This is a genomic window from Acidobacteriota bacterium, from assembly GCA_026393755.1.
Taxonomy (GTDB): Bacteria; Acidobacteriota; Vicinamibacteria; order Vicinamibacterales; family JAKQTR01; genus JBAXOX01.
The window spans coordinates 22591-34698 of the sequence record JAPKZO010000016.1 but is presented as its reverse complement, the minus strand read 5'-3'; the positions used below and the strand labels follow the sequence as shown (position 1 = coordinate 34698).

The window sequence follows — 12108 nt, the reverse complement described above, 5'->3', positions numbered from 1 at the left end:
TCCGCCAAAACGACGTGGAGTTGATTCAGGCCGCCAGCCCGGCAGTCAATCGCCGGTACGGCGCCGGTCCGCGCAGCGCGGACCGGCAGCCACATTCCCATCGCCTCAGGCTTCGAACCCACCGCCGATCGTCAGCGCGCGTCGCGGCGCACCGAACGCGGGAGCCGATCGAGGACAGGCAGCACTCCAAAGGCCGCACGGTTCGGGAGCCAGAGCGACCCCTCGACGGCCGCGTCGGTCAACGATCCATCTTCCACCCAGCGAATGAACACCTGCGGATCGTCGGCCACCATGACGAAGTCCGCTGTCTTCGGCAGCGTGTCCTCGATGCGGATACGCTGCCTGGCCACGTACAGACCGAAATCGCCGCCGCCCGTCTTGACGCCGATCGCGTGCGTCCGATCGCCGAGGTCCTTCTGGGCGCGCGGGCTGCGTTCGATGCCGCCCGCCAATTTCCGCATGGCGGCGACGGCGGTGTTGCGCGCTGTCGTCAGCGCCGGGTCGCGCTTCACGTCGGGCATCTTCGGGGATTCGAAGCTGAGCTCCGAGGCGAAGAGCGGCTCCTTCGCGAGCTGCTCCGCGGTCAGCTCGGAAGCCGGCACGCAGAAGATGTCCCGAATCGATCCCACGCGATCGTCTTCGAAGACCAGTTTGACCTCGATGCCTTTCACGAAGATCCCTGGCCGCGGGAGCCCCGTGGTCGTCTGCAGCCGGCACGGCAGGAACGACGCGGCCGGCGCATTCCGCGCGATGTCCACGTAACCGCGACAGAAGGGGGCATCGCCGATAAACGACGCGGACGGGAAGATGGTGATTGGCGCGGTCGCCGCCAGCATGCCTCGATGGGGGAGATACACTTCCTTCATCTCGACGAAGTTGCACGCGGGGCAATGCCAGGTCGCCGCGGGCACCATCACCTGGCCGCACGTCGGACACTGGCTGCCGAGCAGCTTCCCTGCGCGCAGCGCGAGGAAAAAGCGCGAAAGTTCTCCATACGTCTGCTTGTAGAACGTCACCATGTGAGTGGTGAACTGCAGGTACGTCTGCTGGTCCTTCCCCGTGAGCTCCGACGTCTGCTTGGGCAGATTGAAGTCCAGCGGCAGAGCCGGCACCGGTTGCTTGCTCACTTCACACCTCCCTTGTCGAGCTCGACCACCATCGCGCCGCCGAACACCGCATTGATCGCGCCGGTGCCGTGGATCATGCCCAGTTCCATTTGTCTGGTGATCATCTCGCGTCGCAGAGACCACATGGAGAACATGTTCGAGCCTCCCACGAAGTGTCCCCCGAAGATCAGGCCTCCCGAAGGATTGATCAGCACCTGTCCCTTCGGTGGACGCTTGTCGTCGCCGAGCTGGCGGATGTCGGCCATGACCCCGTCGTCGATGAGCCGGCGCGTCTTCCCGATCGGGACGAACCCCATCTCGCCCATCGTGATCATCAACTGCGCCACGAACGCGTCGTGGAGCTCGACGATCTGGATGTCGGCAGGCGTCACGCCCGCCATCGCATACGCGCGCTCGGCGGCGAGCCGGTCGGACACGATGCGGTCGAGAGGCTTGTAGTAGCTGCCACGTCCGGTCGCGTAGGATTCGTTCGCCGCACCCACGCCCTTGACCCAGATCGGCGGCTGTCCTGTGCGCTCGCAGATCTCGCGGGTCTTCTTCTCCGAGGCGAAGATGATCCCGCCCGCACCCTCGGTGTACATGCACGTCTCGAGGAGGCGGAGGAACGGGGCGATAATCCAGCGCGAGGCCATCACCTGCTCGGCGGTCACCGTCTCGTCGCGGCGCTGGGCGTAGGGATTGCGGTTTCCCTGCCGGCACAGCCGCTCGACGATCTGCGCGCGCACGCGCGAGTCGCCGATGTCGCCGGGGAAGCTGTCGTTGTACCCCATGCACATCTGCATGTACGAGTCGCTGGCCGTCGCGCCAAGCGGGTACTCAAAGAACGGATCCCAGGACTTCGCGATCGTGTCGATGACCATCGGCGTCGCGGTCTGCGATCGAGGATCGAAACAGTCCGTGGCCTTTTCGCCACCGACGCACAGCACTGTCTCCGAGACCCCGCTCGCGACTTCCATGTACGCGGTGCGCATCGCGTAGAAGCCCGTCGCGCCTCCGCTCGTCACGCGGGTGCCCGGTTTGTTCGCCATCCCGATCAGGCCCGTGAGAGCGCTCTCGGGAATGGCCTGGTGCTCGAAGATGTCGTTGTAGATGCCGTACACGACCGAGTCGATTTCCTCGGTCTTCATCTTGGCGTCGTCGAGCGTGCGTCGCACCGCCATCTGGAAGAGTTCCCAGTAGGTGGCCTCGACCCAGCGGCCCCGGCATTCGGTGATGCCCGCGCCCACAATTCCAACCTTGCGCATTGGACCTCCTTACGGTTCGACGAGGATTATACCCCTGGTTTCGCGATCGTCTTGGATGGCACCCACCCAATGGGGTATGTTGTCGTCACGCGGCCTTGATTCGGACGTGAGGCCGCCATCAGCCCGAAGTGAAAGTCGGAACGGGCTGCTAGCGTCGGATGCGTGGCGCGAGAAGGCGCGCGCTGGGAGGGACCGTGGACGATCGTTCGCGCATACTGATGTCGGCGTGCCTGGGTGCGATTATCGGGGGCCTTGGCGGCTATCTGTTTCTGACCGAGGACGGGCGCCGTGTGCGGGAGCGGCTCGAGCCGGGGATGGATGACCTGCTGCGTGAGATGCGGCACCTGAAGTCTGCCGTGGAAAAGGCCCGCCTGGCCGCGCAGGAAGGCTGGACCACCATCGAGGAACTTCGCCAGCCGCCGTCGACCCGGACCGTCGTCAGGCCGCCAACCCGCTACTGATCTCAGCTCTTGGCACACGATCACTCCAGCACCCTCCGTGTCGATCCGGTCGCACGGCGTGTCCGCCGACTCGGCGAGCAGGCGGTCGACGGCGCGTCGCTGATGGGGCGCGCCGCCTGGCGCGGCCTGATCGAGGTGGCCTACAGCAGCGACGATCTGACGCACGCCGCGTCGATCGCTTATTACGCGCTCCTCTCGTTTCTTCCGTTTCTGCTGCTGGCGTTCTCCGTGCTCGGCTCCTTCGAGGCCGGTCAACAGGTTCGCGACCACGTGCTCGAGATCGTGCTGGGGTACTTTCCCGCGCAGCCCGACTTCATCGCCAGCCAGGTGGACCTGTTCAGCCAGACTGGGGCCCGGTTGGGCGTCGGCTCGCTGCTCGCGCTGGTCTGGGCGTCAATGGGCGTATTCGGGGCCATCACTTCGGCCGTCAACCACGCCTGGAGCGTTGAGCGGCCCCGGAGTTTTTGGGGACACCGTTTCTTCTCGTTTCTGATGATGGCCGCGGCAGTCCTCTTGTTGTTTGCCGCGCTGTTCCTGTTGAGCATTTCGAAGATGACCGGGGCCGCCTGGTCGACGCTGCTTCCGCAGTTCCCCTGGCTCGCCACCGTGCGGGGATGGGAAGGGCCCGTCGGCGCCTTCGTGCTGTTTGTCGTCGTTGTGGGCCTGGTGTTCTACTTCGTCCCCAACACGAAGGTACGCCTTCGCGATGTGTGGCCCGGCGCCGTCGTCACGGCCCTGGCGTGGCGCGGCGCCTTCGAAGGCTTCTCCTGGTACCTGCGGCGGTGGGCGAGCTCCAGCATCCACGGTTCAATTGCGACGGTCATCTGGTTCCTGTTGTGGATTTACATCTCCGCCGTCGTCCTGCTCTATGGCGTGGAGTTTACGGCCGCCTTCGCGAGAATCCGGCGCGAGCGCCGCGAACCCATCCCGCCGACCAACGCGTCGTAGCGTGATATCTTCCAACCTGACAGACGATCCGGCTACGTCGTGGCCCGTAAATGGCCCGCAGCGGGGGTCAGTGAGCGTCAGCTCCGCACGAATCGTATCAACGCATCGTAGTCACCTTGGTCGGCCCTTTTGAGAGCTGAAATGTATTCGTCTCTCAAGGCACCCCCCACCTCAAGTGCTCCGGTGTGGGTTCTCATCCCCCAAGAGCAGGGTTCTTGCCTATTTGAACTGAGGAGAATGTTCGTCATGATGCGAGCATGCCGACCATTGCCGTTCACAAATACGTGAATCGAAACCAGTCGATGATGGAATCGCGCGCCAATCTCATCCCAACCGTAGGTTCCATGCTCAATCCAATATTTCGTGTCGGCCAACAAGTTGGCTAGCTCGGTCGAGATGTTCTCCTTGAACACTCCAATGTTCTTGTTCGACCTTCTCGGCTTTCCGGCCCACTTCCACACACGATTCAACATCCGTTTGTGAACGTTGAGAGTAAACGTCGCCGTGAGGATGTCCGAGGGCTGTCTGCTTTCAGCCCAGTTCGTAGCTTCGGTGATGTTCTCGCGCTCGAGCGTATTCAGTTCGCCCTGTGTCGTGATGTAGTCGGAAATGAGGCCCTCCGCCTCGTTCGGATCCAGAGGCGTGGCGCCAGGGGGATAGTCAATTGGGAACGGGCTCACTTGTGCGCCTCCGACCAGCTATTTCCCGTCCTCTTCCCCCAGATTCGAGAATCCATCTTCGATTTCAGTTGGTGTGCGAGGCTGTCAACCTCCTTGGCCAAGTCGTCATTGCTCGCTCCCTGTTTCTCCAGCCGCATCGAGTGTTCAGCCGTGTGCACGAGTTGCTCTGCGAGGTCCGTTGCCCGCTCGTCGATGATCGCCTCAAGATCGGCGAATCGATCGTTTGGAACGATGGCGTAGATCAACTTGCAGTTCATCGCGCGGGCGGTCTTCGCAAGTCGTTCTAGAGTGACCTTGCCTGAAGGTTCCCGCTCCTCAATCCGCGTGATGTTGGATTGGTCGACACCGACACGTTCGGCGAGTTGCCGCGTATTCATGCCGAGCGCGCCCCGAACCGCTTTGATCCAGCCGGAGCGCGGCATCTGGTCCGTTCGGATGGCGATCCACGGGCGAATCTTCTTCTCGATGAGCTTTCGCTGGCTGATGAGGCTCTGTTTGTTGGCTCTCATGAATGTATGATGCGCTAGAAAGCATCTAAGGTCAATCTACTGATGCGTTATACAGCATCTATTATGTCATTTATGATGCCTTTTGTAGCATCAATGGAACGATGACGGTGATCGTGATGACGGCGATTCAAACCTGCCGAAGATCTCCCGCATTTCTGAGTGCTTTCGGGAGGTGCGACGTGACTGAGGCCATCACCTTTCCCTGGCTGACGCTTTGCGAGGCGGCGTGATGATTGGGCCCTCCGACGACCGCGTGTCCGTGGACGGCGACTCTCAGGAGGCGGTGATGGCGACGGGGATCCTGCTGCCGGTGGTGGGGTGACAAGGACGGCAACGACGTCGATTCGTCGGTACAACGTGCGATAATCCTTCAGGCCGGGGTGGCGAAACTGGCAGACGCACGGGACTTAAAATCCCGGGACTCCACAAGGGTCGTGTGGGTTCGATTCCCACCCCCGGCACTTGGAAACACGCACTTACAGGAATGCGCCTTCTGCGGCGCTCGCCCCGATCCGCCGCTTTGGGGCTGAATTGGGGCTGTCGCTGCTTCCAGCCCGGTCGATCTGGCCGCAGGATCACCGGCAGACCGTCGGCCGATTGTGCGTCTCCATCGGCCGGGCCGGGATAGGGACGGCGGACGGTGAGGGCTCCCCGACGGTACGCGAGCCTCCGGGCAATATGCGCGACTGCTCACGCGTCTGGCGCTATTGGGAATCAGACAAGGCTTCGCATGATGCGGGCCAGGGTTGCCACGGCGGCGGCAGCAAAGGACAGGCAGCGATGGAAAGCCCGGGTTCGAATCCCCAGCGGGGTTGGTGAAGATGTGTACGGGACGATTCCGGCGTGCGGCGTGACGATCGGGACACGATGACCTTTAGATGACGACGATCGCGGCTCCTGTGCTGCGAGCGGCGTGAAACCGACTCGCTATCGGTGTTGTGGTCGCGCTGGAAGCTGGCGCGGAAGTGCTCCACTCTGCCGCGCCGGCAGATAGAAGCCCTTCTCGAAGCGGGAGGGGGAACTTCGGGGGGAGGCCCATCTGGTCATGAGCTCTAACGTCCTCGCGTGGGTCTCCGACTGCTTCCTAGCCACAGGTGTCGTGGCGACTATCTCGCTGCTGTTCCGCTCCATGCTCGACAAGCGCCTCAGTTCCGAGTCAAGGGCGGTTCTCGCGATTGTGGCTATTGGTGCGCTCGTGATCGGTCTGGGGCTTCGCGGCTGCGTACGAGTCCGCAAGGCTGCGTTTGGGAACACAACTGCCGAGGGGAACGCCGCCAAGACGCGCAAGGAATTAGCTGCTCTTCGGTGTCTTCCAGTTGAGGACGGTTCCTGCCAGGTACGCGATACCGGCTGAGAGGAAGACCACGTGGGACGCCACGCCAGGCAGCGAGACTTGTCCTTGCAGGACCCCCAGCGCGACCAAGAAGGTGAGGATGATGAACAACCCGCGCAAGAGGAACAGGCTCCCGATCCCCACCAAGGCAGTCCGCAGGAGCGGCAGGCGCCGGATGACGCCGGCCCCGGATAACGCATAGAGGCCGAAGAGCACGGGGATCAGCGCGGCGGCTTCTCCGACCACGAACAATCGGACGCGGTCGTTCAGCAGTCCCGGTGGCGCCTGAAAGTACGCCGCTGCGGCCGGCCAGACCGAGATGACCGCCTGACACACCGCCATGGAGAAACTCAGTCCGGCGGCAACCTTCAGCCACAGTCTCCTGTCCACGGTGCCCTCCCTGAATGGCCCGGAGTGCGTCCCAGATACCGCCCGCTCGCGACCCAAGTGTCAGCCGAAACAGGCACTCCCGTTCTGGCCATCGGGTCGGAGATTCAGGTGTTCGCGGTGCAGAAACACACCCACAAGTTACGAAAGCAGGCGCGCCTCTGTTCCGTCCATCTCGCGTGGCACGACCTCCGACGAACTGGCTTCGAGCCGGGTTCAGGCATTCCCCAAGACGGCGGACCAGGACAGCAGCAATCGCGGCCCTCGACTGACGACGAATCCGGCATCCTCAGCCAGGGAAGTTGTTGCCTCGAACTCCTTGCGCGACACGTGGAACAACTTCGGTTCGACCATGAGGATTCGTGCCTTGTCGTTCATGATGGCCTTGAGCTGCTTGAAGAAGCCGAGCTTGTCGGGCACCTCGTGGACCATCCAGAAAGCCAACCCGAAGTCGATCTTCCGTGAAACGTTGATCTTGTCCCGTTCGCACTTCACCAGGTGAATCCGTGCTTCCAGTTCCGTTCCGCGGATCCTGGTGCTGAGCTTCCGCAACATCCCATCCTGCAGGTCGGCGGAGATGACCTTCCCCGTCCGGCCGACCATCCCCGCCAGGTCGATTGAGAAGAACCCCGGGCCACAACCGATGTCGAGAACGGTCATCCCCTCTTTGACGAAGGGAGAGAGGATCTTCCGCGGATCCTGCAGCCACCGTCTGATGCTGGCTTCGAGCGGACTCGCGAGCCCAACGGGGCAAACACGGTTCCTGTCGTTGTCGATGGCCATCTCATCTCCTTGTCGGACGGCTTGCCCGCTCAACATGCGCCACGCTCGCTGTCTGCTCCCGCGTGTGGGATTCCGGGCGCCGTCGGGTCATCGTGTGAACCTCACGATCTATGGGCGCTGTGGAACGTAGTCGTGGCCGGCTAGCCCAGGCGAACATCCAATAGGTGACAGGCGAGTGTTCGCGGTTTGCACGTTGCGACCCCCGATTCCTCCTGACTCCCTCGGCGTCTGCCGACGGGATTATCTTTCGAGGGCTGGAGAAGAGCAAGTCCTCGCAGGTATCCAGAGCGAGATCGGACAGACTCTGACCGACTTGCCCTGGCCCTTGGAGGTTCTGATGCGGAACGTCTTCGCGATGCTCGTTCTGACCACAGCAGGCGTGTTTACCGTCATGGCGTTGACTGACGTCTCACAGTCAAACACCGGGGCACAGCAATTGCCTGTGTCAGAATCCCGGGCGCTTGTCAGGGTCGTGCAGAAGCCAGGCTTCTCGTTGTCCATATCTGACGGCTGGCAGGAGATTCCGACCCGAGATCTAGTAGCCGGATTCGACTGCGGGTTTAAGCTCACGAGACCCCAGACATGGATGGAGTATCCATATGTACTTCGTTGAACTCAATCCGCCTGCGGCGGATAGTGTAACCCTCGCTCGTCTATCTCGGTCCGCGAATCCCACCGTGCGTCTGACGATACTCCGATTGCCGGAGAGATTTCCCTCTCCGCCGAAAGGAGACCGCCATGACACCGTTGCGCCAACGCATGCTCGAGGACATGCAACTCCGCGCGTTCTCGCCGTGGAGTTCCCAGGGAACTCCAGAGACGCTCTCGCTGGAATTACGTCGGGGACGGCGGCGCGCCTGTCCCTTTGGCTGTCCCCGTCGCCCGGCTATTCGCCGTAACAGAACAGGGACGGGCAAGTGCCGATCCCGGCCGGTGGCGTTAGCGCCTGTTTTCGTCTATTGTCAGCAGGGAGGCGGGCGGACTCAAAATCCCGGGACTCCACAAGGGTCGTGTGGGTTCGATTCCCACCCCCGGCACCAGCCTTCGCTCGACCTCAGCTCGCATGCCCCTCGGTCGAGCTGCGGCTGGGCAAGTGAGTTGATGGGCGTAGGCAGACGCCTGGATCATCTGACGTTGCCCACCTTCTGCCGGGAAGATCCAGATCGGTGGCTTTGGGGCTGGATTGGGACTGCCGTGTCTGCGTCTCACCTCCGGATCTCCGTGCGCAGGTCATCGTCGCCGGCGGTGCCACATCCTGGGGTGGCGGGGCACTGAAGTCTCCCTGCGGATTGTGCGCCACTTCATTGTGATCATTGTTTCACTGCGGCGCAGGCGCGCCTTCTCGCCTGGACGGCAATCCACGGATTCCGGAACATTAGTCTGCCCGGGCGCCCCCTTCCCACCGGACCCGTGCGGAAAGTCGCGTAAATCGGAGATCCGCCATTGGACAGCAGTTTGCACGACCGACCTCGGAACAGTGCGGCGGAAGCACTTCTGATTCTCGGTCGAGGGCTGAATCATAAAGGAGATTCTATGGTCAAGAGAGGATTGTTCCTGTCGTTGCTCCTGGTGCTGGCAGCTGCGGCCAGCGCTCAGGCTGCCGTCATCACCTTCACCGGTGGGACGGCCCATTTGATCGGCGGCAGCACCGTCACGCCAAACAACAGCGGCATTTGGACGGATCAAGTCGACTACTACATCGAAGCCGGGATGAGGTACGACTTCATAGGCGGCTACGGCACCATCGGGAACTACTACGCGATCGGTAGCCGTCCCGACGGATCCACTATCGCGAACGACGTCGTGCATGCCCATTGGAGTGGGGTGGGTTCCATGGTCATCACGAAAGTCGACGGCTCGGCATTCGACCTCAACTATGTCGACATCACTTCGAACACGACCGTCGGAGGCAGCCAGCAGACTGGCACCGAGTTGTCGTACATCACCAGCAGCAAGGGCCCGAGCACGAAGATGCTGCTACCGTCCTCGGATTGGGGTTTTGATTGGGACTACTACGGGGTCGCCGGCGACGGTGTGGCGAGGTTGTGGCTGGGCTCAGATTTCGACGGAGTAACCTCCGTTACTTTCAGCTCCCTCAACGCCTACTGCTTCGGCATGGACAATTTCTACATCGACGAAGAGCCTCCGCCCGCCGTTCCCGAACCCGCCTCGATGCTCCTGCTCGGCACAGGTCTGGTCGGCATGGCCCGCGCGGCCCGTCGTCGGATGCGAAAGTAGTCCCTCGCGTATCAGCGCGGGTTACGATGAGCGCCTGGTTACCCGGATGTGGTGGTCGGGCGCTCGCTGCTTTCGCTGCCGATCGTGGGACGCGGCTCAGATGGTTGCGTCCAACGCGCCCAAGTTGGCGCCCGACACCAACACAACCGTGTACTTCACAAGCTCTATTCGACTGAGCCTACGGTTGTGCCCGCGCCGATCCGACTCGACCGAGCGTGAGCCAACGCAGGCCGACTCGACTCGCGCGAAAGGCTTAGGGATCCTCGCATTCAGGCCCGATCCGGATCGCGTTGAATAACCCAAGACCCCGGGACTCCACAAGGGTCGTGTGGGTTCGATTCCCACCCCCGGCACTACAGAATCAACGAGATATGATCCGTCCGGCTCGCTGCAAAGAATGAAGTAGATGTTGTCGAGACGGACCGCCTCCCGCGGACTGACGTCGATTCTGATTGGGTTGGTCATCGCCTTGCCGGCGGCTTCCTGCGGCCCCGGCCACACGCCGCGCCGGGCCATCGTGATTGTGCTGGACGCCGCCCGCCCCGATCATTTCTCCTGCTACGGATATCCGAAGCCCACAACCCCGCAGATCGACCGCCTTGCCGCACGGGGAGCGATCTTTCTCAATAACTACGCCCAAGCCACCACTACCCGGACCTCCGTCCCTCGCCTCCTGTATTCGAGATATTTCGCCCCGGAAATCTTCCCCAACCATCACGCGATTCCCTTCACCAATCCCGGCAATCTCTTCCGCAAGATAGACGACGAGGCGATGTCCCTGCCCCGCGCTCTCGAAGCGAACGGCGTCGTGACCGCGGCGATTTCGGCCCACGAATGGATCACAGCCGAGTCTCCTTTCGCCCGCGAATTTACGTTTCTGTTCGACCTCCAATCGACGATCCCCTTCGACCGGAGTTACGGCTATCCCCGGGCCGACAAAGTCGTCGATCAGGCCGTCGACTGGATCTGGAAGAACCGCAGCCGCGACTTCTTCCTGTACCTCCATGTCATGGACACGCATTTCCCGCATTTCTTCCAGGGCGACGCCCGAACGTTTTTCGGTTCTGAGCCTTATACGGGCGGAGCGTTCGGGCCGGAAGGTCTGACGCTCGACGTGAATAGATCCGCGACCGCGGAAGACCGGAAGTACCTCAACGCCCTTTACGACGGAGGCCTCCGCTACGCCGATCGAGAACTCGGCCGCCTCTTCGCCACCTTGGAAGATTGGGGTGTGCTCGATCAGACCCTGATCGTCATCACCGCCGACCACGGCGAATTTCTCCTCGATCGCAAGGGCTATATGACCCACGGCGGTCCCTGGTATGAACCGCTGGCCCGGGTTCCCCTGATCATCCATTATCCGCTCAAGGTGTCCCCCGGCCGGCGCGACGCTTTGACCGAATCCATCGACATCGCCCCGACTCTGTTGAAGCTGTTGGGAATCTCGCTCCCCGAAGGAAGTTCCTTCGACGGGCGAGACGTGTTCCAGGAACAGGCGAAACGCTCCCGGGCGATGTCCGAAGGCGGGATCCGCGACGAACGGTACAAACTGATCTTCAAGTCCTCCGGGACCGAAGTTCTCGGCCCGACTGCGCCCGCCCCGAAGGCGGCGAACGCGGAGCTGTACGATCTTGCCGCCGACCCGAAAGAAACGCGCAACCTCGCCGCGGAATCGCCCGCCGTCGTCGAGCGGCTTCTCTCCGCCTATCGAGCACAACTTCAACGGCCCTGGATTCGTTTTCAGGCGGCGACGACACACGACCAACCCCGCCAATCATTCGCGATCGCAGCCCCCGCGTTCGGCGGGGATGCGGAAATCCCGTTTCTTCCCGTCGAGGAGAATCCGGCGAATCTCCAGCAGACGCCCACGCCTTCCGGATGGCTCGGCCGGGCGACCTGGGACAATTCCTGGTTATTCGCGAAGCGAGGGGCCAAACCCCTCCACATCTCTTTTCCCATGCCCAAGGGAAGATATTTCCTCGTCGCCGACATATGGGGGGCAGTCCAGATCGAAATCAACGGACAGAAGGTTCTCCTTCAATCGGACGCGCTTTCGGCTGACCTTCGCCGGGACCCGAAACCGATCGATATCGGCGAAATCGAACTGAAAGGGGAGACGTTCTCCGCCATCCTGTATCCCCAGCCGACCCATCCCTGGTTTGCAATCCGCTATCTCGGATTCAATCCCGTCATCAACGGAAAACGCGGTGGCTATTACGACAAGGAACGGGAGGAGCGGCTTCGCTCACTCGGCTATATCAGGTAGGGTCGGATTCGGAGTCAGGCCGTCGACTTCCGCTCTCGATCGACAGTCATTGGTAGACGGCTCCTGGCTCAGGAGTGGTCACGCGGAAATCGCAGTTCAACAAGAGCCGGATAGTCGGCACCCTCGAGGAAG

At 62.1% G+C, this 12108-nt stretch carries 11 protein-coding genes and 1 tRNA gene; 6 read left to right on the top strand and 6 right to left on the bottom strand.

The annotated features are described in order from the left end of the window. Positions 1-131: 131 nt before the first annotated feature. Entirely contained in the window at positions 132-1127 is a 996-nt protein-coding gene (locus NTV05_05535; protein ID MCX6543858.1) for a zinc ribbon domain-containing protein, read from the bottom strand. Beyond that, positions 1124-2371, bottom strand: coding sequence for a thiolase family protein (locus NTV05_05530; protein ID MCX6543857.1), 1248 nt, complete (start codon positions 2369-2371; stop codon positions 1124-1126). Before NTV05_05530 ends, NTV05_05535 begins: the two co-directional genes overlap by 4 nt. A gap of 194 nt (positions 2372-2565) precedes the next feature. Here NTV05_05530 and NTV05_05525 point away from each other — a divergent pair, with 194 nt between their 5' ends. Together NTV05_05525 and NTV05_05520 are read left to right on the top strand one after the other, a co-directional pair. Further along, on the top strand, positions 2566-2832 hold the full coding sequence (locus NTV05_05525) for a hypothetical protein (GenBank protein MCX6543856.1): 267 nt from the start codon (positions 2566-2568) through the stop codon (positions 2830-2832). A 9-nt stretch (positions 2833-2841) separates the two neighbouring features. After that, on the top strand, positions 2842-3780 hold the full coding sequence (locus tag NTV05_05520) for a YihY/virulence factor BrkB family protein (protein MCX6543855.1): 939 nt from the start codon (positions 2842-2844) through the stop codon (positions 3778-3780). 77 nt (positions 3781-3857) lie between these two features. Here NTV05_05520 and NTV05_05515 read toward each other — a convergent pair whose 3' ends face one another. Next, positions 3858-4460 carry a mobile mystery protein B gene (locus NTV05_05515; protein ID MCX6543854.1) on the bottom strand — a complete coding sequence of 201 codons (603 nt, stop codon included), beginning with the start codon at positions 4458-4460 and terminating at the stop codon, positions 3858-3860. Beyond that, complete coding sequence (locus NTV05_05510) at positions 4457-4969, bottom strand: mobile mystery protein A (protein ID MCX6543853.1); 513 nt, start codon at positions 4967-4969, stop codon at positions 4457-4459. The genes NTV05_05515 and NTV05_05510 overlap by 4 nt, the downstream gene beginning before the upstream one ends. A 374-nt stretch (positions 4970-5343) precedes the next feature. On the opposite strand from NTV05_05510, the gene NTV05_05505 reads away from it, so the two are divergent. Next, positions 5344-5430 (top strand) — tRNA-Leu (locus tag NTV05_05505). An 830-nt stretch (positions 5431-6260) separates the two neighbouring features. Here the strand turns inward: NTV05_05505 and NTV05_05500 are convergent. Then, on the bottom strand, positions 6261-6692 hold the full coding sequence (locus tag NTV05_05500) for a hypothetical protein (GenBank protein MCX6543852.1): 432 nt from the start codon (positions 6690-6692) through the stop codon (positions 6261-6263). Positions 6693-6905: 213 nt separating this feature from the next. After that, entirely contained in the window at positions 6906-7472 is a 567-nt protein-coding gene (locus NTV05_05495) for a methyltransferase domain-containing protein (GenBank protein ID MCX6543851.1), read from the bottom strand. 337 nt (positions 7473-7809) lie between these two features. Between NTV05_05495 and NTV05_05490 the strand changes: the two genes are divergently transcribed. The 3 genes from NTV05_05490 to NTV05_05480 all read left to right on the top strand — a co-directional run bounded on the left by NTV05_05490 (position 7810) and on the right by NTV05_05480 (position 11976). Further along, positions 7810-8085, top strand: coding sequence for a hypothetical protein (locus NTV05_05490; protein ID MCX6543850.1), 276 nt, complete (start codon positions 7810-7812; stop codon positions 8083-8085). 920 nt (positions 8086-9005) lie between these two features. Continuing rightward, positions 9006-9710 (top strand): PEP-CTERM sorting domain-containing protein, encoded by a 705-nt coding sequence (locus tag NTV05_05485; protein ID MCX6543849.1) that lies wholly within the window; start codon positions 9006-9008, stop codon positions 9708-9710. 523 nt (positions 9711-10233) lie between these two features. After that, positions 10234-11976, top strand: coding sequence for a sulfatase-like hydrolase/transferase (locus NTV05_05480; GenBank protein MCX6543848.1), 1743 nt, complete (start codon positions 10234-10236; stop codon positions 11974-11976). Positions 11977-12108: the final 132 nt, after the last annotated feature.